This window comes from Streptomyces sp. NPDC056452 (assembly GCF_042796085.1).
In the GTDB taxonomy this organism is placed as follows: domain Bacteria; phylum Actinomycetota; class Actinomycetes; order Streptomycetales; family Streptomycetaceae; genus Streptomyces.
On record NZ_JBHTRI010000006.1, the window covers coordinates 95,490 to 118,223 of the forward strand.

The window sequence follows — 22,734 nt, forward strand, 5'->3', positions numbered from 1 at the left end:
GGCGTGATAACTTCGCGATCAGTTGTGGATGATGATCCGGCTCGGCGGGGGTTGGTCGGTGGTGGCACATGTGCCGCAGAGGCCTGGGGAGGCCGATGCGTTCCTGATCAGGTCCCTGGTCGATGAGTTATGCGAGCTGGACTTCGTGCGCGATCCCGACCAGTGCGTTCTCTTCGTCGCCTATGTGAGCAAGCAGCTCGGCGTGGAGATCACCTACCTGCGGAGGAACCCGCGGGTGGAGATGCTGTCCCTCGTCATGATCGTGGTCAAGCGCGTGCGGGGTCTCGACGCGCTCGTCGACGGAGTGAGCGTCATCGCCGGCCGGGACTACTCGGCAGGGCTGGCCCGGCTGGTGGACATCGGCATGCCGGACGGGGCGGTGGCCGACCTGTCGGCGGAGTTCGACGACATCGCGGTGGAGCGGATCCGGCGGCTGCTCGCCGATGCGCGGACTGCCGACGAAGGCCGTCTGCACGCGGTCCTCGTCCACGAACTGGGCATCGTCGACCTTCCCTACGGCCAGTCACCCTCCCAGCGCTTCGACTACCTGCGCGAGCGCAACGCCCAGGCCGACGGCTTACCACCGGCCCTGGTGCTGGTCGAGATCACGGCACTCCAGGTGCAGCCGGCACTCCGCGAACAGCTCAGGGACTGGTCGGACCGATGGGCCCGGGAGGCAGGCCCCGAGGCCGTGAACGCCCTGGCCGACCGCAGGCGCGCGATCGCGGCTCTGCCGGTGTCCGATCCGGATGTGGCACGTTGCCTCGTCGTGATGGTGGAGCCCGCCGACGACAGTTCGGCCGATGTCTTCGTACGCCATTGGGTCAACCCTGCCCCGGGCTACTGGGAGCCGGTGGCCGGGCGCATCGAACGAGCGACCCTGGACACTCTGGCGCCTGCTGTCGGGCGCGCGATCGACGGCGGCGGATCACGCTGGGCGGGCGTCGCGAAGGACGAGAACAACCCGCCCGTGCAGGTCGAGTTCGTACTGCCCTTCGAATTCCTCAACCTCGACATGGCGCGGCTCGAACTGGGTACGCGGACTCGTGTCCCACTGCCGATCGGTCTTCGTTACCATATTCATCTGCGGAGCCTCGAGCGCATGAGGGACCGCAACACCGAGGAGCTCGGGCGCTGGCGGGCCCGTTGGAAGCAGCTCAAGGAGTCCGGTGCGGCCCAGGCCCACCGCTGGCAGGGGGAGCAGGGCGGCCGGCTCGACATCTGGCGTGCCGACCTGGAGGCGAACCCGCGGCTGACCGCGGTCATACTCGATGTTCCCGCCCTGCCCGACCGCGGTCTGGAAGCACTCATCACCGCAATCGAACTGGGAGTGGGCCTTGCAGCCTGGGACCGCAGACCTGAGAGCCCCGACCTGTCGGGTGAGGTACTGGCTCTGCTGCTCGCCAGTCCTCCGTCTCAACTGTCCGCGAGAATAAGTCAGTTGCGTAAAGACGCCGAGCGGCTGGGTCGCGACAGCCTGTCGTTGGGTAAGCACATTGCGTTCTTCTGGGACGACCCCAACCGCCTGGTCGACTGTGAGGAGTTGACAGCATGACCGAGCAGGACACGGCAGCGCAGCCTGTCACGCCGCTTTCCTGGAGGGTGTTCCACGCAACGGGGCAGCCCCCCGCGGGCGGGCTGCCCGAGCTTCCGGCGCCACCCCCCTGGAGAGTGTTCTCCGGAAGCCCGCTGCAGGACGCGCCGCCCGACGACGCCCAATCGGCGCTGCGCCGACTGGGTATCGTGCAGGAGGGCCCTCAGCTGCGCGACGAGGCGATCGACGCGGTCAATGCCGCCCTCCTCCTGCGACGTCCCCTGCTGATCACCGGGCCACCCGGTGTCGGCAAGTCGACCCTCGCCTATCTCATCGCACGGGAACTGGGCCTCGGCCGGGTGCTGCCGTGGAGCATCGTGAGCCGCTCGACCCTCCGCGGCGGCCTGTACGAGTACGACGCGATCGGACGGGCCCAGGCCATCGCCGCCTGGCGGGCGGGCGGCGACGGCGGGCCGGGAGAGGCCGGCAGTGCTCCCGACCTCGGGGACTTCCTGACCCTCGGCCCGCTGGGAACCGCGCTCCTCGCGTACGAACGGCCACGGGTCCTGCTCGTCGACGAGCTGGACAAGAGTGATATCGACCTGCCCAACGACCTCCTCCACGTACTGGAGAACGGCAGCTACGAGATTCCGGAACTGGTGCGCGCCGGTGCGGCCGACGTGTCCGTCTTCACCGACGACCCCCGCAGCCGGGCCGTCATCGAGTCCGGCCGCGTCGAGTGCTCCGAGTTCCCCGTCGTCGTGATCACGAGCAACGGCGAACGTGAGTTCCCGGCCGCGTTCCGGCGCCGCTGCCTGCCTCTGGAGATGCGCCCGCCCAGCCGCGAGCAGCTCGTCTCCATCGTCGTCAGCCACCTGCGCAGGCGGCCCGAGGGAATCGAGGCTCTCGTGGACGACTTCGTCAGGCGCCTGGACGGCGGCGGCACCCAGTCGGTCGATCAACTGCTGAACGCCGTGCAACTCACCACCGCTCATGGATTCCGGGCCGACAGCGACGGGCGTAAGCTCGTCGAGATGCTTCTCCGCGACCTCTCGAAAGGCCGCTGATGAACGGCTCGCCACGGGAACGCGCCCCGGACTCGACGGCCACGTCGAGCGGCACCGCCACCCATGACACGGACGGCGACGCGAGCTGGCGGGACCTCGGGGACGGTGTCTGGCTGGCGGCTGCGTGGCGCAGGGCGGGCCGGACCTCGCACGGGGATGCGGAGGCCACCCCGGAGGGCTTATCCGCCGAGCCGGAATCGCTTCCCGATGTCGATGCCCCGCCTTCGGACACCGGCGTGCAGGACGTCGTGCCCGCCGGGGCCACCGATGTCGACGCCCGGAACCTGGAGCTGCGCACCATCGAGGAGACCCGGGCCGGCCGGCCGGAGGGGCAGCTCCCCAAGTCACCGCGGCCCGCACGGCGCGCGGTGCCGCTCCGCCTGGCCAAGGCCCTGCGCGGGCTCGGCCGGCGTGTGCCGTCGCGGCATCTGAACCGGCTCGACGAGGCACGCACCGCCGAGAACGGTCTGGCCGACGGACTGTGGATCCCCTATCTCGAACCGGTTCAGGAGCGCGCCTTCGACCTGATGCTGCTCGTGGACCGGGCGCCCACCATGCCCGTCTGGGGCGGCACCGTACGCCAGTTGGCCGAGGAGGCCGTGCACAGCGGCGCCTTCCGTGACGTCCGTACGGTCGAAGTGTCCCTGCCCGGCGGGGGCGCTCCCGTACTGCGCTGGCCGGGCAACCGCCACGCCGACCCCGCGGAGCTGCTCGACGGCCGCGGGGCGCGGTTGTTCCTCGTCGTCACCGACGGACTGGCCGCCGGCTGGGCGGAGCGCGGAGCCGACGAGCTCATGGGACGGCTCTCCGCGGCGGGTCCCACGGCGCTCGTCCATCTGCTGCCCCCCTACCTCCGGCACCGGTCCTCGGTCTACCCCTTCAGGGCGCGGCTCGACGCCGCGGGGTTCGGCGCGCTCAACCGGCACTTCCTCTGCCATCCTCCGCACGGCGGGCCCGAGCGGAGCCACGTCCTGCCCGAGACGGGCGACGGCTCCGTGGCCGTACCCGTTCTCAGCCTCCGCCCCGGTTCGTTCCGCGCCTGGGCCGACCTCGTCACCGGCGAGCGCGGGGTGCGTCGGGCCCTGCCCGTCGTCCTGGCCGGCGCGATGGCCAAGGGCGTGTCCGCGCCCGGCCTCCGGACCCCCAGGATCGACGGACCCCGCGCGGCGGCGGACGCCGTACGGAGATTCATCTCGCTGGCCAGTCCGCTCGCCCAGCAGCTCGCGGTCCTGCTGGCCGTGGCGCCGATGCGCTTCGACGTCATCGAGGAACTGCGCGACCGGGCCTTCCCCGAGTCGGGCCCCGACCATCTGGCCGAGATCATGATGGGCGGCCTGATCGACTGGGAACGGGACGACGAGGACGGCCCCGACTTCGCCGACGGAGTACGCGAAGCACTGCTGGCCACCAGTAACCGCACCCAACTGGCCCGCGCCGTCGGCCTGCTGGCGGAGTCCCGGGCCAGTCAGGCGCAGGGCATCCGGCTCCGGGCGGCGCTGCGCGACCCCGCACAGGCGGCGCTCCCGGACCGCGAAGGCGGTCAGGCGTGGCTGCGCATCGAACTGGCCGTCCTGCGCGCCCTGGGAGGTCTGCCGTACAGACGCCGGGCAGTGCGCCTGAACGACGAACTGCTGCGCGGCGCGGTACCGGCAACGGAGGCGACCAGAGATGATAAAGAGGCCTTTGATGTGAATGACAATGCCCCCGCACCCCGGTCGCGTCCGACCGTTCCACCAGGAGGATCCGTGTCGCCCCAGACACCCGTAACCGTTGAAGAGGATGCCCGGAGGGCCGAGCAGGGCGGGGGAGCCTCAGCACCGGAGCTGCGCTTCGTGCGCACCGGCCAGCCGAAGATCATGGGCAACGTGCCCCCGAAGAACCCCAACTTCACCGGGCGCGAACGTCTTCTGGCGGCAGTCGAGAGGCAGTTGCAGGAGGACGAGACCACTGCCGTCCTCCCGCACGCGCTGCACGGCACGGGCGGGGTCGGGAAGTCGCAGATCGCCGTGGAGTACGTGTACCGGCACAGCGGCGAGTTCAACGTCATCTGGTGGATCCCCGCGGAGCAGGAGAACCTGATCCTCGGCGCTCTGGCCGACCTCGCGCGCAGGCTCGGCCTGGAGGTGGGCCCGCAGGCGAACGCCGCGGTGCCCGCCGTGCGTGAGGCTCTCCGTACGGGCAAACCCTTCGACAACTGGCTGCTGGTCTTCGACAACGCCGAGAACATCGAGACGGTGCGGTCCTACTTCCCCAACGGCGGCCCGGGGAAGATCATCGTCACCTCGCGCAACCGCGAGTGGGAACGCGTCGCCACACCCCTCAGCGTCGACGTCTTCGACCGGACCGAAAGCGTCGCGCTCCTCCAGCGCCGCGCGCGCGGTATGAGTGCCGAGGACGCGGGCAAACTCGCCGAGGCGCTGGGCGACCTGCCGCTCGCCGTCGAGCAGGCGGGCGCCTGGCACGCCGCGACGGGTATGCCGGTGAACGAGTACATCCGCCTGCTGGAGGAGCGCCGGCCCGAGATCCTCGAACTCGACCCCTCCCCCGACTATCCGCTGCCGGTCGCGGCCGTCTGGGACATCTCTCTGGGGCGCCTCTCGCAGGACAACCCCGCGGCACGGCAGATCCTCGAGATCTGCGCGTGCATGGCACCGGAGCCCATTCCGCTCAACCTGTTCAGGGGCGGCCGCAACGTCCAGATCACCCCGGAGCTCGACCCGGTCCTGCGCGACCCGCTGCTGCTCGCCCGCGCCACGCGTGACCTCAGCAAGCTGTCCCTCGTCAGGCTGGACCACAAGACCGCCACCCTGCAGATGCACCGGCTGATGCAGAACGTGATCGTGGCCAGGATGGATCCCGAGGAGCGGGCCAGGATGACGCGGGCCGCCCACCTGCTGCTCACGACGGCCAAGCCCGGGGCACCCGCTTCCGCGGACCAGTGGCCTGCCTACCAGGCGATCCTGCCCCATGTGATCGCCTCCGGAGCGGTGACGAGTTCCGATGCCTGGGTCCGTGACCTGGTGTACGACATGGTGTTCTTCCTCTACTACTGGGGCGCGCACGAGTCCGGCGCGGCGCAGGCCCGGCTGGCGTGGTCGGCATGGCGCGCCGAGTCCGGGGACGAGGATCTGCACGTCATCAGGATCACCAAGCTCCTCGGCTTCTACCTGAGGCTTCTGGGACGGCCCGACGAGGCGGTCGTGCACAACGAACGGGCTCTGGCGATCTCGCGCGGTGCGCAGATCCCGGACGAGGAACTCATCGACTCCATGTGGCAGATGGCGGGTGCGCTACGCCACCGGGGAGAGTTCGAGCAGGCGCGTGAACTCGCGGAGGAGGCGTTCACCCGGGCCAGCGACCTGTTCGGCCCCGAGGACCCCACCACCTTGAGTGCGGCGCACGACTACTGCATCGCGCTGCGGCTGAACGGCCGCTTCACCGGTGCGCGGGAGATCGACGAGGAGACGGTACGCCAGCGCGAGCTGCTGTACGGCCCGGCGAGCGGGCTCACCCTCAACACCTTGAACGGGCTGGCCATCGACGTACGCGAGGCCGGTGACTACCTGGGCGCGCGTGAGCTGCAGGAGTCCACCTACCTCTCCTACGTGACGCACTTCGGCGAGACGAATGCCGCCACCCTCCGGGCCTCTCTCAACCTTGCCGTGTGCCGGCGCAGGGCGGGTGTGGTCGAGGGAGGCTCCGCGCTCGCGGAGCAGATCCTCGAACGGTTCACCACCCGCTACGGCCTCAACAACACGGATGCCATGGGCGCCGCTGTCCACACCTTGGTGGAACGGCGGCTGAACGGCGACCTCACGGGCTCCCGCGAGCTCGGCGAGCAGGCGCTCGCCGCCTATCGCAAGGTGCTCGGGGAGCAGCACCCCTACACACAGTTCGTCAAGGTGAACCTGGCGGCGACACTGCGGGCGCAGGGGGACGTGGACAGGGCAGAGACCCTGGACGTCCAGGCGGTGCAGTTCCTGGAGAGCACCCTCGGCAGGACCCACGTCAGCACCCTCACGGCCGCGTTGTGCCGGGCCAACGACCATTACGCGCGGCTCGATTTCGCCCAGGCGAAGGCCGCCGACCAGGACGTCCTCCCGACGCTCACCGAGGCCGCGGGCGCCGACCACCCGCTGACTCTCGCCTGCACGGCCAACCTCGCCCTGGACCACCGTGGTCTCGGGGAGTCGGCGGAGGCCGACCGGCTCAACTCGACTGCAGTCGCGGGCCTTTCCCGTGTCCTCGGGGACAACCACCCCTGGCACACGGCCGCCAGACTGCACCAGCGCATCGAATGCGACATCACGCCGCTGCCGATGTGAGGCGGCAGCGCGGCTGAGGGAGGGCCGTCGGCCCGGTCCGCCGCCCGAAAGAGTGGCGGACCGGACCGACGGCAACACGGCAACGGGGGCGGACACATGACCACGGTGGTCTTCACACACGGCACAGGTGTGCGTGAACCACACCTCACCACACTGCTCGAACAGGTCACATCGGGGCTGGCGGCAACAGCTCCTGGCGCTCACCTGGTCGCCTACCGCTGGGGCGAGCGGTACGGCGCCCGGCTCGCCGCGGGCGGCGCGAGCATCCCGGAGGGCCCCGGCAGCGGGACGGGCCGCGGCGCCGGGCACCCCGACGAGCAGGGTGAGGAGGTGGAGGAGTGGGCCCGGCTGTACGACGACCCGACCGCCGAACTCGCCACGGCGGCGGCCGGAGCCACCGTGCGCGTCACGGCGCCCGGCGCGGCCTTCCCGGACGAGCGGCCCAGAGCCCTCCTGCTCGACGTGGCGGCGCACGGCGAACCCCTGGCCGATCCGCTCGGTCCAGGACTCCCGCAGGCTGCGGCCCGGCTCGCGCGCGACCCCCTGCTCGCGCCCGCGGCCGAGGCACTGGACCCGGACACGCTGGCCTGGGTGCTGGCGCGTGCGCTGGCCGCCACCGTCATCGCCGCGGCAGTCGAGGAGGACAGCCCCGTGCAGGGCGGCGGAGATGCCCGGGACGCTGCCGTCGGGGCCCTCGCCGGGCGCCTGGGCGCGGCTCCGGCAGGCACCGGGCGCGGCCCGCTGCTCCGGATGGCGGGGAAGCCGCTCGTACGACTCGGCTCCCGCTACGCGGTGCGGCGCCGCCGCGCTCTCACGGACGCTGCGCACCCGGCCGCCGGTGACATCCTCAAGTACCTGGCCCGCGGTGAGGACATGCGCCAGGGTCTGCGGGAGCTCGTCGCCCCGCTTGAGCCACCCGTGGTCCTGCTCGGCCACAGTCTCGGTGGCATCATCTGTCTCGACACCCTGGTATCGGGCCCCCTGCCCGGCGTCGAGCTGCTGGTCACCGTCGGTTCGCAAGGCCCCTTCCTGTACGAGACCGGCGCGCTGCCCACGCTCGCGCACCCGGATCCGCTCCCCGGCCACGTCCCGCCGTGGCTGAACCTCTACGACCGGCGCGATCTGCTCGGGTACGCGGCGGAGCCGCTCTTCGCCGGCCGTGCCCACGACATGGCCACCGACAGCCGGCAGCCCTTCCCCGTGGCGCACAGTGCCTACTGGACCGATCCGGCCGTCTACCGCGCCATCGGGGAGCGCCTGCCGTGACCCGGAGGCCTGTGGAACCGGAGCGCATCGTCGCCCTGGTGATCGGAATCGAACAGTATGCGGCCGGCGCGGACTGGAACCTCCCCGGCCCGGTGAGGGACGCCCTGCGCTTCCGCGACTGGCTGCTGGCCCGCGGTGTTCCGGAGGCCAACATCCTGCTCCATCTCGCACCGCTGCCCGGCACGGAGCCGGACCTCCCGTACCGGCCGGCCGACCACGACACCCTGCGACGCGCGTTCGTCACCGACATCCCCGCCCGCAGCGGTGACGCGCTGTGGGTGTGGTGGGGCGGACACGGTGTCCTGGACACGGACGAGCACCTGCGCCTCTACTGCGCCGACGCCACCGTGGCCGACCGGCGCAACATCGACGCCGAGTCCGCCCGCGGTGTGCTCAGGAGCGACGCGGTGACGGGATTCGGACGGCAGATGTGGATGATCGATGCCTGCCGGACCTTCGACGAACGGCACCACTTCCCCCAGTCGCTGCCCAGCGAGCGGCTGCCGACCGGGCAGCGGGTCGAGGCGCACGAGCAGATCCTGATGTTCGCGACCGGCCGGGGGCAGCGGGCGGCCAACGATCCGGTGCGCCGGCTCGGCGTGTTCTCGGACATCGTTCTGGACGAGCTGCCCGCCGATCCGCTGCCGGATCCTGAAGCTCTCTTCGAGGCCGTACGAGTGAGGATGAACGCTCTCCGGGCGGCAGGCGGCATCGACGGGCTCCCCGGCATCCACCTGATCCGACCGGAACGGACCGAGACCGTGCCGGGCGTCCTGCCGGCAGCGTCCGGCCCCGGAACCGCGTCGGCGGGCAGTCTCCTGGCCCGGCTGATCGAGGCCCTGCTGGCGTATCCGCTGATGAGCGACCGTGACGAACGCCAGGCACTGGTCAACGAGTTGCCCGCAAAGGTTGTCGAGCGGATGCCGAGGCACCCGATGCCGCGCACGGATGTGATCGGGATCGTACGCACACTCAGGGCGCAGCCGGACAGGCTGTGGGAGTTGTACGACGCGGTGACCCTGCTCGACGACGAACCCGGCCGGGCCGCCGAACTGAAGTCGGCCGTACAGGACTTCGTGGCGGGACCCGGGCCCGGAATGTGATCGGCTGGCGTGATCACACGGGTTTCGGGAAGGGGTCTCAATCATCATGATGGAGTAAACGGTGGCATCCTGTGCCGCCGCTCGCGAAGGGGGAGCGCGCCTTGTACCAGCCGGTACCCGCCGACGGCACACCCGATCACCTCGAGTCGGACCTCATGGATCTGACCTCCGTGCGCGTCGCCGATCTGCGACTGGTCCCGGACCCCGACATGGGGCCACGACTGCTCGCGGAGATCCGCCGCGCGCGCAGCAACGCGATGGGCGGATCGGAACCAGGGCGGGCCGAATAGAGCCCGTCCGCGCACCATCCGTCCACGACAGGGAGCGATGTGTACGCCCCGATCCGTATGCCGGGCCCGTTGTTCGACGAGATCGCCGCAGGCGGCGGCTCGCCGGAGGCCATCGCGTTCCTGGTCCAGGGCGAACGGACCCGCCGCCTGCTGCTGCTGCGTGAGCTCCTCGACCTGTTCGACGCGGATCCCGGCATCCTCGCCCCGCTGGACGCGGGGACGGTCTGGCCCACCCTGGAGGCCGCCGCCGAACAAGCACCCGAACCGGTCGAGGAGCTGCTGCTGAGCCCTCAGGTCGGCAGCTGGCTCGCCCACACGCTGCGCCGACTGCACGGAACGGCGTCCGGGCCGCCGCTGTGGGCCGATGCCGGGCAGATCGCGGTCGTGGCCGCGACGGCGGCCGTTCACGCGGGCACGGACACCGAGTTGCTCCTGCCCGCCCGGGGGCGGACCATCAGCCTGCCCGGACTCGGCCTGGTACGCCTGCCGCGTCCGGACAGCGACGATTTCCACGCGGTACGCACCGTGGTGTCCGGCGGATCGCTCACGGTCGCCACCGGCGACGGGCCCGACGTCGTCGTACTCCCGCTCACGGATCCGGAATCGGCACAGTGGCTGCCCGTGCACAGACTGGCCGCGGGGCACGGAACCCGCTCCGTACAGCTCGACGACCTCGACCCGTACCGTGATCTGGACGAGCCGATCGCCCCAGGCCGTCTCGACCCCGCAGAACTACGGTCCTGGCAGGTCCTGTTCCATGACGCCGTGGCCATCCTGCGGCGCGGCGGCACGGGTCCCGGCGGGCTGCGGCCCGAGGACGTCAGCCGGATCGTCCCCTGGCGCGCCCAGGACGGTGCGGCCGGGCTCCCGGTGCCGGCTGCCGGGCTCAGTGCCTCGACGGGTGACGCATTCGCCTCCATGGTGATGGCCCGTCCCCAGGACGGCCTTTCCCTGGCGGAAACCCTCGTCCACGAGTTTCAGCACAGCAAACTGGGGGCACTGCTCCACCTCTTCCCGCTGATGGAGGACGACCGCTCCGAGCTCTACTACGCACCCTGGCGCGCCGATCCACGCCATCTGCCCGGCCTCCTGCACGGCGCCTACGCCTTCGTCGGCGTCACCGGCTTCTGGCGTGACCGGATCGGGGACACCGCGGCCGACCCGGACGGACGGGCACCGTTCCTGTTCGCGCTGCGCCGCCTGCAGACCCGTATGGTGCTCCGCACCCTGGCCACGCGCGGACAGCTCACGGGTCCCGGACGGCGACTGGTCACCCGGCTGTCCGGGACGGTCGACGGCTGGCTGAGGGAACCGCTGGAGCCCGCGACCGAGGCCAGGGCCCGGGCGGCGGCGGTCAGCCACCGGGTGGAGTGGCGGCTGCGCAACCTGCGCTGCGCGGACGGTGAACGGGACACCCTCGTCAAGGCGTTGCGCTCGGGCGCCGATCCGGTGCCGGGCGGTGACCCGCTGGTCGCCCCGGACGCGGGCGGCGGGTACTGGCAGGACGACCGGGGCCGGCTGTACATGCGAAGGGAACCCCGTCGCGGGCCCGTGCCGACGGCCGACGAGCTGCTGACCGCGGGAGACACGGAGGCCGCGAGCGACGCGTACGCCCGACAGCTGAGGGGAACCGGACCGCTCGACCGGCACGCGCTGGCGGGCTGGCTGCTCGCGCACACGGAACTGCATCCGCGCGACAGACGCCTGCTCGCCCGACCCGAGCGCTTCGCGGCGGTGCTGGAGGCGGGGCGGCCCGAACGCTGGGCACAGACGGCCCGATGGCTGGCACGCACGGGGGAGTAGCGGAGCCGGAGCCGGCCCCCGCCAGAGGACCGGCTCCTTGGCCTGTGCGGATCAGGATCAGCTGGAGGAGACGCCGAATCCGTTGGTCACGAAGTCCAGACCGCCCGGCGACGAGGTGATCTCGTAGCCGAACTGGACGTCACCGATGGTCTCGTTGCCCCACCAGCCCTTGGTGTCCTTGATCCACTTCAGGATCGGCAGGATGTTCACGGTGCCGGACGAGGAGTCCGAGGTCCGCAGGAACGAGAAGACCTGGTTGGCGCCGTTGTCGCCCTTGTAGACGGCCCAGGTGTGGCCGCCCAGGGTCACGTTGCCCTGCGAGGTGCCGAGCGGGCCGACGGCACCGTTGTAGTTGACCCAGAGCATCACTTCGTAGTCGTAGTCCGTGTCCCAGATGTCGTACGACGTGTTGTAGGCGCCGGAGGACGGGACCGTGACGTTGTAGTTGCTCGTCAGCGACGACAGCGACGTGATCGGCTTGTTCACGATCTTCTTGGCGTTGGGGTACGACTTGATGCCGCCGGTGTTGGGGTGGTCGGCCCAGACGCCCCAGTTGCTCGAGGAGTTGGCCCAGACCGTCTGCGCGCCCGCTCCGGAGCCCCAGATGTTGTTGTAGAGGATGTAGCCGTCGGACGTGGTGTAGTTGCCCCACTGGTCCGACGAGGACCAGATCACGGCGTGAGCCGGTGCCGCGGCGAAGCCGATCAGGGCGGCCGCCGCTGTCACGGGGGCCAGCAGGAGCCTGGTCAGGGTGCGTCGTTGTGCCATGGTGTCCCTTCCATGGGTGGGGGGAATCGCTACCGCGGTCTCAGGGTGAGGACGCGGTCCACGCCGGCCGTGAGGACCAGCGGAGCCTCGGGGGTGTCGGCGCCGGTCTCGACGAGTACGAGCCCGTGTCCCGGGCGTACGTCGACGCGGGCGTCGCGGGTCGGGTGCAGGACCGCCGTCGCGCCCCGGGCGGACCAGCTGAGGTCGAGCCCCGCGCCGAACCGGGTGCGGACGCCCCGGAGTTCGCCGGCGGGGCAGGTCCCGGGAACGGCGGGAAGAAGGACCAGGCGGGCGGGCGTCGACTGGACGAGGGACTCGATGACGGCGGCCGGCAGCGCGTGCGCCGCGTCCGCGTTGTAGACGTTGCGCGCCGGATAGTGCGCGCTCATCAGCGAGTCGTGGAAGAAGTCGCCCGCCAGTACCGCGTCCAGAGCGGCGGACACCCGGGACGCGTCCCGGAGCCGTGCCGCGATCAGCGCATGGTGGAGATGTCCGTGGGCGGAGTCGTTCTCCGAGCCCCGCAGTTCCAGGGCGCGGTGCGCGGCAGCCGCCTGTCGCGGTGTGTCGTACGGGTTGATCTCGTCCAGCGGCCACACGGGGTAGAGATGGCTGAGGTGACGGTGGTCGTACGTCTCCTCCAGACCCGGCCACGTCCACTCGGCCAGTGCCCCGTCCTTGTTCACCAGATAGCCGGGGAGCCGGGCCGCGAGCTCCCGCCAGCGGCCCGCGGAGGGGTGGCCGGAGGCGCGGTCGGCGGCCGTGGTCAGGGCGTGGCGGGCCGCGGCGATGTCCATGGTGGCGTTGACGGTGCCCCAGCTCGCGTTCGCCGGGCGGTTCTCGGGTGAGTAGGACGGCACGATCGCGACGCGGCCGTCCCGGTCCTCGCGGGTGAGGAAGTCCTCGTAGAACAGGGCCGCTTCGACGAGCGCGGCGGTCAGGCGCGGATCCGTCGCGCCGCTCGTCACCTCGGCGTGTTCGAGCAGCGGCTGCAGCAGCCAGTCCGCTCCCGCCGTCCACAGATGCAGCGGATAGGCGCGCTGGTAGTGCCGGGTATGGCCCGACTCGCCGTCCGTATGGGACGGGGCGACGATCCCCCGGGCACCGAAGATCGCGCGCGCGTTGTCCTGCCAGTGGCCCAACTGGGCGTGCACCAGTGCGGCGTGGGCCTCGGTGACCTCAGGCAGGTCGGCCGTGGCGGCCGAGGAGATCTGGAGGTTCAGGTTGGCGTTCGTGGTGAACGCCCCCGACCACGCGGTGTCCCAGTCGCCGGTCCACAGCCCGGTGAGCCGGGGCGGCAGCAGCCCCGAGGAGGAGAGCAGATGGTAGCGGCCCGCCGCGAAGAGGCGCTCCAGGAGGGCCGGACTCCGGGGGCTGCCGAGCAGCTCGCTGCCTGGCAGCCCCCGGTCCTGGACCGCGTCCCGCAGCGTCAGTGTCGTGCGCCCGAACGCCTCGCGGTGCAGCGGCTGATGGCGGGCGAGCAAGGTGGCGTAGTCCTCGTCGGGCAGAGCCGCCCACAGGGCGCCGACGTCGAGGTGGCCGACCCCGCGCCGGACCCGGGTCGCCAGTGTGAGGCTCCGCGCCCCCTCGACCCGGATGCCTTCGCCCGCGACGGACACCTTGCCGCCGTCCACCGTGGCGACGGTCACCCCCGTATAGGTGCGGTCACTGCCCGGATAGCCCACCCGCAACGCCAGCTTGGCGCCGTCCGGGGTCAGCACGGTCGAGCGGCCGACCGCCAGGTGCGCCGGAGCGCCCGGCAGACCGTGGTCCAGGACCAGGTCGGCCGTCAGCCCGAGATCCGTGATGTGCTGGACGATCACGTCGTCGGCCCTCGACACGAAGACACGGCTGCGCCAGGCCTCGTAGGAGGCGTTGACCTCGCCCGTCGTGAAGTCGACCTCGCGCCGGTAGCCGGCGACCGCCTCGTGCAGCCCCCGGCTCCGGCGGACGCGGGTCTGGAACGCGGGATGGAAGGGTTGCACCCACGCCAGCGGACGCCCCGCCCCGAACTCCTCGGCCGCCGTGGTGTCCCCGGAGAGCAGCGCGTCCTGGAGGCGGCCGAGCCGGTCCGCGAGCTCGGGCGGCCGTATCCCCTCGCTGCCGTTCGGCCGGACCAGGGTGTGGTGGTTGACGATGACCCGGTCGTCCGCCGGATCGCCGTACACCATGGCCCCGTGATGGCCGTTGCCGCTGAGGAAGGCGTCCTCCCAGCGGGCGGCTGGGCGCGGCTCCCACGTACCGTCGATCATGCGGAGGCGTCTCTGAGGACGGCCACGCCGTACCGGCCCAGTTCCACCTTGCCGTCGGTCTCGGTACCCGTGAGGAGATCCGTGTGCCGGCCCGGAACCATGACCGTCACGGTGGACCGGCCGTGGTGGAGCAGGAAGAGCAGGGAGCCGCGGCGTACCGCCTCCACCCCCGCCGGCAGCCCCTCGAGCACGGGGCGTGCGCCCGACTTGGCCGCCACCCGGCCCAGCAGTTCGCGCAGGGCCTCCGGCTCGGGCAGCGTGGACACGTACCAGGCCGTGCCCTTGCGGAGCACCGCCGGCAACCCGTCCAACTCTCCGCCCCGGTAGGCGGAGACCGTCTCCGCCCTGCCGTCGGACTCCAGCTCCTCCGACCACAGGCTGCCGCTGAAGCCGTCGCACTCCACCGATGCGCCCGCGTCCAGCGGCCACCACTCGTGCACCGTACGGATCCCGAGCAGTTCGCGCAGCCGGCTGTCCATGCCGCCCGGCCTGATCCGGTCGTCGGCGTCCGCGATTCCGGTGAAGAACCCGCAGACGAGGGTGCCGCCACCCCGCACGTAGGAGACGAGGTTGTCGATCGCCGCATTGCTCAGCAGGTAGAGCTGCGGGACGACGACCATGCGGTAGGCGGTCAGGTTCGCCTCGGGGCGGGCGAACTCCGTCCTGGTCCCGTTCTCCCACAGTCCCCGGTGCCATGCCCGCACCACATCCGGGTACGACACGAGCGAGGACGGCCGGCCCTCCTGGGTGCTCGCCCACCACGCGTCCCAGTCGTGCAGCACCGCGACCTCGGCGGGTACCGCTGTGCCGGTCACCTCGCCGCCGATCAGGGCGAGTTCGGCTCCGAGCTGCTTGATCTCCCGGAACACGCGCCCCTGTTCGCCCGCGTGGGTGAGCATCCCGGAGTGGAACTTCTCCGATCCCTGCCGGGACTGCCGCCACTGGAAGTAGCAGACGGCATCCGCGCCCCGGGCCACCGCCTGCAGCGACCAGAGCCGGTTGAGGCCCGCGGGCTTGGGGTGGTTGACCCCGCGCCAGTTGACCGGGCCCGCCGCCTGCTCCATCAGCATCCACGGGCCCGAGGCCTGCGAGCGCGTCATGTCGGCCAGCATGGCGTTGTACTGGCCGCCCTGCGGGTCCTGGGGGTCGGGATAGATGTCGACGGAGACGACGTCCTCCTGCTCCGCCCACGCCCAGGCGTCCTGGCCCGACCACAGCGGCATGAAGTTGGTCGTCACAGGGATGTGCGGGGTGTGCCGGGCGACGATGTCCCGCTCGGCGATGTAGCACTCCATCAGGGCGTCGGAGGTGAACCGCTTGAAGTCCAGCACCTGCGCCGGGTTCTTCATGTACTGGGCGCGGCGGGGCGGCAGGATCTCCGACCAGCTGTCGTAGCGCTGGCTCCAGAAGGCCGTCCCCCACGCCTCGTTGAGCGCGTCGAGGCCGGGGTGACGGGCGGCAAGCCAGCGGCGGAAGTGGGCAGCCGTCCCGTCGCACCAGCAGTGCGTGCAGTACTCGTTGTTGATGTGCCACACGGTGAGCGCCGGATGATCCGCGTACCGTGCCGCGAGGTCCTCGGTGATCGCGGCGGCGTAGCGGCGGTAGACCGGCGAGCTCGGGCAGAAGTGCTGCCGCGAGCCGTACGAGACCAGTGTGCCGTCCTCGGCGCGCGGCAGGGTCTCCGGGTGCAGAGCGCCCATCCACGGCGGCGGCGACGCCGTCGGGGTGGCGAGGACGACACCGATGCCGTGCGCGTGCATCAGGTCCATCAGCCGGTCCAGCCAGCCGAACTCCCTTGCACCGCAGCGTGGTTCGATCTTCGCCCAGGAGAAGACGCCGACGGTGACGGAGTTGACCCCGGCCTCCTTCATCAGCCGGGCGTCGTCGGCCCATACCTCCTCGGGCCACTGCTCGGGGTTGTAGTCGCCTCCGAAGAGGATGCGGCCACGGGTGGCGTCGTGCAGGGACGGCATGGACGTCTCGTTCCTCATTCGGGGTCCGCGTACTGGATGCCGCGGCCGTTGGTGCCCAGGTACACGCGGCCGTGGATGCGGGGGTCACCGGTGATGACCTCACCGGTCCACCCCCATTGGTGCGAGTCGTCGTTGATGCGGACCCAGGTCCTGCCCGCGTCGTCCGAGCGCAGTACGGCGACACCGTCGTGCGTGGCGGACACCCGTCCGGTCTGGAAGACCGCGGGGTAGGGGGAACGGCCGCGCCGCTTCGGCCCGGCGGCGGCCCTGCCGAATCCGAGAGCGTGCGAGGCCTGGCAGCCGGCCACCGCGGTGAACGTCAGCCCGCCGTCGGTCGAGCGCAGCAGCCCGTTGTCCTTGGCCGACAGCCACAGGTCGCCGGAGCGGCCGGGCGCGGCGGCGATGCGGAACTGCACATCGCCCGAGGGGAGTCCGGAGGCGCCCCGGGTGAAGGTGACGCCCTCGTCCACGGAGACGAACACGGTGCCGGTGTCCGTGTCGTAGACGTAGAAGCGGGCGGGGTCGAGCGGGTCGGCGACCGGGGCGCCGCCCTTGGGGAACGTGGAGATCTCGGCCCAGGTGGCGCCATCGTCCGTGGAGCGGTGTGCGGCGTACTTCGTGCCGTCCCAGCGGATGAAGGACCACAGGAGCGTCGCCCCGTCGGCGGAAACCGCCACCGGTCCGGGAGCGGACGCGGCGATCGCGGGCTGGGCGGCGAACGGCTGCCAGCTCGCGCCCCCGTCGTGCGAGTACGCCCCTGCCGAGTCCGAGCCGGACGGCCAGCCCGTCCTCACGACGTACGAGGGTCTGAGCGCGGCCAGGGCGAGTCCCGTGGCCGTCCCGAAGACCGGGTTCGACGCCATGCCCCGCGAGGGGGAGGCGGTGAGGGAGTCGTGGTACATCACACCGATGTCACCGAGCCCGCTCAGCAGCCGGGCGCCCGACGGAGGTGCGATCAGCTGCCGCACCGCCGACTCCTCCAGGCCTCGGATCTCCGGCGCCCAGCGCACCAGGTCGCGCGTCCCGAAGATCGTCGCCCCGGTGCCGTACACGAGGTGCTCGGAGTCGAACGGGTCGACGGCCACGGCCTGGATCCACCAGCCGAACTTGGGGGTCTCACCGCCCCACTTCAGATAGGGCGTCTCCGACGCGTCCAGGACCGCCGTGTCCTTGAGCGAGGTCCAGCTCGCGCCGCCGTCCGTGGAGCGGAACAGGGTATCCACCGGCCCCCACCGGTTGTTCGTGGAGACGACGACCGTGCCGGGACGGGTGGCGTCGACCGCGACCCCGCCGTAGCCGAACGCGTCTGCGGCAGCCGGCGCTACCGGGGTGACGTCCGTCCAGGTGCCGGTGACCGTGTCCAGCCGGTGCACCGAGCCGTCCGTCTGGTTGTTGGGTCCGGGGCCGTTCGCGTAACTCACGTACAGCGCCCGGGTTCCGGCGTCGTACGCGGCACGGATCGGCACCTTCGACGAGGCCGTGCCGGCGGACGGCTGCCCGGGAACGGGCTCCCAGCCGCCGGAGGCGGCCGTACGGTACAGAGCCGTCCCCCCGTCACCCCAGCCCGCGTACACCGTGCGGCCCGCCGCCACCAGCAGCGTGACGCCCTGGCCGCTCGGCGACGCGGCCGCCGGGAACGAGGTGTCGGCGGCCCAGGTCGTCCCGCGGTCCGTGGAGCGCAGCAGCCCGTCGTGCCGCGTGCCGAGCCAGAGCGTCTCGCTGTCGCGCGGGTCGACGAGGAGCCGTTCGCCGGCGCCCCGGCCGTCCTCGTTGGCGCCCAGCCGTACCGTCAGGTCCGTACGCGCCCAGCTGGCACCCCGGTCCTCGGACCTGAGCACCGCGCCCGGACCTGCCCACGACTGCGCGTAGGTGCCGAGCGCCAGGTACAGCCGGTCCGGGTGGGCCGGATCGACGGCCATGGCCTCGACACCCAGCAGATTCCAGTCGTCCCAGCCGAGGTGGTCGGTCAGCGCCGTCCAGCGCGCCCGGTTGTCGTCCCACCGGTAGGCACCGCCGATGTCCGTACGGGCGTAGGCCAGGCCCCGGACGGCCGGGTGGAACAGGATGCCCGTCACGAAACCGGTCCCGCCGATCGCCGCCGTACGCCAGCGGTGCGGCTGGGACTTCCTGGGCCGCGCGGCCGCAACGGCCGGGGCGGCCAGGGGCAGCGCCGCGGCGGCTGTCACCGCGGCAGCACCGGCGAGCACGGTGCGGCGCCGGGGCGCGTTCTCCTGTGCGGGTTCGGGCTGCGGGACGGACGAAGCGCGCATGACGAACACACCTTCGGGTGGGAGTGGTGGAGTCCTGCTGTTCGGGAGTTCGGGAGTTCGGGTCGTGCGGGGAGTTCGGCGGGGCGGACTCAGCCCTTGATCGCGCCCGTGAGCATGCCTTCCTTGAAGTGCTTCTGCACGAAGGGCGAAAGGACCGCGACCGGCAGCAGCGCCAGCACCATGACCGCCATCTGGATGGCGAGCGGTGACAGATGACCCGTGTTGATGACCTGGGCCAGGCCGGTGGGCCTCTCCTGCTTGATGACCAGCTGGTTCATCACGTTCTGGAGCGGGAGCATGTCAGGGTCGCTGAGGTAGATCGACGCGTTGAACCAGGCGCTCCAGTAGCCGACCGCGTAGAACAGCGTGATCACCGCGATGACGGCCCGCGAGAGCGGCATCACGATCTGCCACAGGATGCGGACGTCGCCGGCCCCGTCGATACGGGCGCTCTCGATGAGCTCCTGCGCGGTGCTCATGAAGAAGGCGCGCAGGACCAGGATGTTGAACACATTCAGGGCACTCGGGAGGATCAGCGCCAGGTACGAGTCGGTGAGGCCGAGCCCCTGCACCACCAGATAGGTGGGAATCAGGCCGGCGCCGAAGAACATCGTGGCCAGCATGAACACCAGCAGCGGCCGGTGCAGTACGGACCCGGTGCGCGAGAGACCGTACGCGCACATGATCGACACCGTCATGCTGAAGAGCGTCCCGACGACGGTCACCCCGATGCTGACCAGCGCCGCCCGGGTCACCTGGCCGCCGCCCAGCAGCTCCTGGTAGGCGACGAACGTGATGCCGCGGGGGATCACGACCAGGCCGCCGGTCTCGGTGATGGTCCTCACCGAGGACAGGCTGGTGACGACGACGACCCAGAGCGGGAACAGGACGCCGAGGCAGACCAGTACGAGGACCACGCCCTTGGAGGCGAGTCCCGCCTTCGACGGCTCCTCCTCCCACGCCGGACGCAGACGGCCGCGCGTTCCGGGCTTCACCCCGGCGATGCCGGTGATACCGGCGAGCAGGCTGCTCACTTCTTGTACACCCCCTGCTCGCCCATGAGATGAGCGACCTTGTTGGCCCCGAGGACCAGCAGCAGACCGAAGATTCCCTTGATGATTCCGACGGCCGCCGCGTAGCTGAAGTTGCCGTAGGTGATGCCGACGTTCCAGACGTAGGTGTCGAGGACTTCGGAGGCTCCCGGGCCGACTGCCGTGCGCTGGAGCAGGATCTGCTCGAAGCCGACGGTCAGTGCGTTGCCGACCTGGAGCACGAGCAGCAGGGCGACGACCGGGCGCAGGGCCGGCAGCGTGATGTGCCACATCCTGCGCCAGCGGTTCGCGCCGTCCATCGCGCTCGCCTCGTACAGGTCGGGGCTGACGGAGGCCAGGGCGGCCAGGAAGACGATGACGCCCCAGCCGGCGTCCTTCCAGATCATCTCGAAGGTGATCAGGAACTTGAACAGTCCGGGGTTTGTCATCAGGTCGATGCCGTCGTGACCGTGGTCGCGCAGTGTCTGCGCGATCAGCCCCGCGCCGCCGAACATCTGCTGGAACACGGTGACGACCAGGACCCAGGAGAAGAAGTGCGGCAGGTACAGGATCGCCTGGGCGACCGCCCGGACCCGGGGGCGCACGAAGCTGTTGATGAACAGCGCGAGCAGGATCGGGGCCGGGAAGAACAGGGTCAGCTGCAACAGGAAGATCACCAGCGTGTTCTGCAGCGACGACCAGAACAGCCGGTCGTTCACCATCTGCTGGAACCACTCGAGGCCGACCCACGGGCTCTGCGCGATCGACTGGAACGCGTTGTCCGCGATGTACGGGTCGTAGTCCTGGAAGGCGACGACGTTGCCCGCCAGCGGGATGTACGCGAAGACCAGCAGGAGCAGCATCGCCGGCAGGGTCATCAGGATCAGCGTGCGGTCCCGGCGCAGCCGGTGACGCAGGGTGATGCCCCCGGCCTCCCGGCGCTTTCGGCGCTCCGCCCCGCCCGTCTTGACCGGCGGCGTCCGTGTTGCTCGCGCGCGCCGGTCCTCTGTGCTCAGTGACATGTCAGGAGGCCGACTCACCGGTCTCGTCGAGCAGCTTCTTGTACCAGTCGCGCAGCTTGTCGCCGCCCTTGGTCTTCCAGTCGGAGACGTTCTGCTGCATGTCGCTGATCTTCTTGCGGCCGCGGACGATGTCCTTCTCCAGGTCCTCGAACTGCGAGTTGAGTTCGGCGTACCGGGCGGGCTCCTGGATCTGCATCCCGTAGAAGAGCGGCTTCTTCACGTGGGCGCCCTGGCGCTGCTGCCACTCGACCATGCCCTTGGCCACGTCGGGCTGGTCGGCGAAGGCCCGGAAGGGAGCGGGGGAGGCGATGTACTCGTACGTCGCGAAGACCTGGTTGTTGCCCAGCTCCGTCTTGGTGAGGACACCGTCCTTGAGGGTGTGGTGGGTGCCCTCGACTCCGTACGCCCGCAGACGCTGCTCCTTGGTGCCGTACGGGGCGGCGGTGTAGTTGGCGAGCGCCAGGATGTCCTCGATGGTCTTCTTGTCGGCCTTCTCGTTGATGAAGCACCAGATGTTGGAGGGCGACGCCGCGTAGAGGACGGGGGTGCCGCCGTCGTGGGCGAAGATGTCCATCGCCGCCATCCTGAACTTCGGGTTGTCCAGGCGCTGGACCGCGGTCTTGCCGTACCAGTCGGAGATGTCGGCGTTGTACATGAGGACCTTGCCCGAGGCGAAGACGTTGCCCAGGTCCCCCTGCTCGGCCTTGGCGTCGGGGTGCACGAAGCCCGCCGAGTAGAGCGAGCGCGACCACTCCAGGGCCTCGAGGTACTCGTCCGTCTCGTAGCGGTTGACCAGCTTGCCGTCGACGAGCTTCCAGTAGTACGGCTTCTCCTGCAGCACCCCGAAGAAGTTGTACGCCGACCACGTCATGTCGGCGCACGCCCACACCTTGCTCTTCGGGGCGTTGATCTCCTTGCAGAGGTCGAAGAACTCCTGCGTGGTGGTGGGGACCGAGTAGCCCTTCTCCTCGAAGATGTCGGCCCGGTAGAACGGGGTGATGTTCGGCGTCGCCTCGGCCGGCATCGGCAGCCCGCGCAGCTTGCCGGCGAAGACCGCCCGCTGCCAGGCGCCGGTGGGGATGGCCGCGAGGTTCGGGTACGCCTTCACCTTGTCGCCGGAGAGGTACGGACCGAGGTCGGCGAACTTGTTGGCGATGGCGCTCGGTATCTTGCCGTTCAGTTCCCAGCCGGGGACGACGACGGCATCCGGGATGCTGCTGGACGCGAGGACCGCGCCGAGCTTCTGCCCGTAGGTGTTGCCGTCCTGGTTCTGCCACTTGACCTTGACGCCGGCGCCTTCGTCCATCGCCGTCCAGTACGGGTTGCCCTCACCCGGCGAGGTGCCCCACAGCGGTGCCAGGATGCTCAACTCGCTGCCCTTGCCGAGCTTCTTCGGCACGGAGACGGCGAGCTGAGCGGCGGGCAGCGCGGTGGTGAAACCGGCGGCCGAACCGTTCTTGCTGGGGATGTCCGGGGTGACCGCGTTCGACGGCACGTAGGCGGGAAGCACGTCCTTGAGCTTCTTGCCGGTGGTGGTGCCCTCGTTCTTCGAGCTGCTGCCCGAACCGCCGCAGGCGGCGAGGAGCGGGATCCCCCCGCCCACGGCTGCCGCGACGACCGCGGTCGAGGCGAGGAAACTCCTCCGGCTCGGGACGGAGGGGGAGTTCGGCGTCATTGCGTCAACCCTTCGTGGTGCACCAGGACAGTCCGGCGGTGGCAAGTGCCGTCCGGCTCCTGTGTCTGAGGTAAGCGGGCGTTACCGGCCGAGCCGGCAGCACTGCACCGGCTGAGGCGAAGCGGGTCGATCACGTGTGTCGTCGAAGCGCTTCGATGTTGCAGCGAGATTAAGTGAAGCCATCCGACCGCACAAGAGTCGGTTTCCAGATTCCTCGGACCTGTTTCCTAACTGTTTCCTGGTGGAACGAGCCCGGGAAGCCCGCAGCTCTGTGCTCGCACCCTTGACACCTGCGGATTGTGCACAGAGCATCGAAGCGCTTCGAAGATCCTTCGAAGCGCGCCTTCCCTGAATACCT

General features: G+C 70.6%; 14 protein-coding genes. 7 read left to right on the forward strand and 7 right to left on the reverse strand.

The window, feature by feature from the left end:
* The first annotated feature begins 70 nt into the window (after positions 1-70).
* From ACFQ6X_RS08200 to ACFQ6X_RS08230, 7 genes are all read left to right on the forward strand, one after another.
* Positions 71-1,555, forward strand: a complete 1,485-nt coding sequence (locus ACFQ6X_RS08200) for a hypothetical protein (protein WP_383177717.1) — start codon at positions 71-73, stop codon at positions 1,553-1,555.
* Positions 1,552-2,601, forward strand: coding sequence for an AAA family ATPase (locus tag ACFQ6X_RS08205; protein WP_383177720.1), 1,050 nt, complete (start codon positions 1,552-1,554; stop codon positions 2,599-2,601). The genes ACFQ6X_RS08200 and ACFQ6X_RS08205 overlap by 4 nt, the downstream gene beginning before the upstream one ends.
* A complete protein-coding gene (gene fxsT / locus ACFQ6X_RS08210; RefSeq protein WP_383177723.1) occupies positions 2,601-6,926 on the forward strand; it encodes an FxSxx-COOH system tetratricopeptide repeat protein in 4,326 nt (1,441 codons plus the stop codon). The genes ACFQ6X_RS08205 and fxsT overlap by 1 nt, the downstream gene beginning before the upstream one ends.
* Before the next feature lie 96 nt (positions 6,927-7,022).
* Positions 7,023-8,192, forward strand: coding sequence for a hypothetical protein (locus ACFQ6X_RS08215; protein WP_383177726.1), 1,170 nt, complete (start codon positions 7,023-7,025; stop codon positions 8,190-8,192).
* Positions 8,189-9,295, forward strand: a complete 1,107-nt coding sequence (locus ACFQ6X_RS08220; protein ID WP_383177728.1) for a caspase family protein — start codon at positions 8,189-8,191, stop codon at positions 9,293-9,295. Before ACFQ6X_RS08215 ends, ACFQ6X_RS08220 begins: the two co-directional genes overlap by 4 nt.
* Positions 9,296-9,396: 101 nt before the next feature.
* On the forward strand, positions 9,397-9,585 hold the full coding sequence (locus ACFQ6X_RS08225; RefSeq protein WP_329205552.1) for an aldo/keto reductase: 189 nt from the start codon (positions 9,397-9,399) through the stop codon (positions 9,583-9,585).
* A gap of 39 nt (positions 9,586-9,624) precedes the next feature.
* Complete coding sequence (locus ACFQ6X_RS08230; protein ID WP_383177733.1) at positions 9,625-11,388, forward strand: HEXXH motif domain-containing protein; 1,764 nt, start codon at positions 9,625-9,627, stop codon at positions 11,386-11,388.
* A gap of 57 nt (positions 11,389-11,445) precedes the next feature.
* Here the strand turns inward: ACFQ6X_RS08230 and ACFQ6X_RS08235 are convergent, their stop codons facing one another.
* The 7 genes from ACFQ6X_RS08235 to ACFQ6X_RS08265 all read right to left on the reverse strand — a co-directional run bounded on the left by ACFQ6X_RS08235 (position 11,446) and on the right by ACFQ6X_RS08265 (position 22,376).
* The gene (locus ACFQ6X_RS08235; RefSeq protein ID WP_383177736.1) at positions 11,446-12,156 is read right to left on the reverse strand and encodes a hypothetical protein; all 711 of its coding nucleotides are present in this window, start codon (positions 12,154-12,156) and stop codon (positions 11,446-11,448) included.
* 29 nt (positions 12,157-12,185) lie between these two features.
* On the reverse strand, positions 12,186-14,405 hold the full coding sequence (locus ACFQ6X_RS08240; RefSeq protein WP_383177739.1) for a glycoside hydrolase N-terminal domain-containing protein: 2,220 nt from the start codon (positions 14,403-14,405) through the stop codon (positions 12,186-12,188).
* A complete protein-coding gene (locus tag ACFQ6X_RS08245; protein WP_383177742.1) occupies positions 14,402-16,378 on the reverse strand; it encodes a beta-galactosidase in 1,977 nt (658 codons plus the stop codon). The genes ACFQ6X_RS08240 and ACFQ6X_RS08245 overlap by 4 nt, the downstream gene beginning before the upstream one ends.
* A 14-nt stretch (positions 16,379-16,392) precedes the next feature.
* Entirely contained in the window at positions 16,393-18,648 is a 2,256-nt protein-coding gene (locus ACFQ6X_RS08250; protein WP_383177745.1) for a WD40/YVTN/BNR-like repeat-containing protein, read from the reverse strand.
* An 89-nt stretch (positions 18,649-18,737) separates the two neighbouring features.
* On the reverse strand, positions 18,738-19,661 hold the full coding sequence (locus ACFQ6X_RS08255; RefSeq protein WP_383178156.1) for a carbohydrate ABC transporter permease: 924 nt from the start codon (positions 19,659-19,661) through the stop codon (positions 18,738-18,740).
* 17 nt (positions 19,662-19,678) lie between these two features.
* Positions 19,679-20,701, reverse strand: coding sequence for an ABC transporter permease (locus tag ACFQ6X_RS08260; RefSeq protein WP_383177748.1), 1,023 nt, complete (start codon positions 20,699-20,701; stop codon positions 19,679-19,681).
* A gap of 1 nt (position 20,702) precedes the next feature.
* Positions 20,703-22,376 (reverse strand): extracellular solute-binding protein, encoded by a 1,674-nt coding sequence (locus ACFQ6X_RS08265; RefSeq protein ID WP_383177751.1) that lies wholly within the window; start codon positions 22,374-22,376, stop codon positions 20,703-20,705.
* Positions 22,377-22,734: the final 358 nt, after the last annotated feature.

Coding starts and splice junctions, on each gene's coding strand:
- ACFQ6X_RS08205 (WP_383177720.1), top strand. CDS start 1,552: ATGACCGAGCAGGACACGGCAGCGCAGCCTGTCACGCCGCTTTCCTGG.
- fxsT (WP_383177723.1), top strand. CDS start 2,601: ATGAACGGCTCGCCACGGGAACGCGCCCCGGACTCGACGGCCACGTCG.
- ACFQ6X_RS08215 (WP_383177726.1), top strand. CDS start 7,023: ATGACCACGGTGGTCTTCACACACGGCACAGGTGTGCGTGAACCACAC.
- ACFQ6X_RS08235 (WP_383177736.1), bottom strand. CDS start 12,156: ATGGCACAACGACGCACCCTGACCAGGCTCCTGCTGGCCCCCGTGACA.
- ACFQ6X_RS08240 (WP_383177739.1), bottom strand. CDS start 14,405: ATGATCGACGGTACGTGGGAGCCGCGCCCAGCCGCCCGCTGGGAGGAC.
- ACFQ6X_RS08245 (WP_383177742.1), bottom strand. CDS start 16,378: ATGCCGTCCCTGCACGACGCCACCCGTGGCCGCATCCTCTTCGGAGGC.
- ACFQ6X_RS08250 (WP_383177745.1), bottom strand. CDS start 18,648: ATGCGCGCTTCGTCCGTCCCGCAGCCCGAACCCGCACAGGAGAACGCG.
- ACFQ6X_RS08260 (WP_383177748.1), bottom strand. CDS start 20,701: ATGTCACTGAGCACAGAGGACCGGCGCGCGCGAGCAACACGGACGCCG.
- ACFQ6X_RS08265 (WP_383177751.1), bottom strand. CDS start 22,376: ATGACGCCGAACTCCCCCTCCGTCCCGAGCCGGAGGAGTTTCCTCGCC.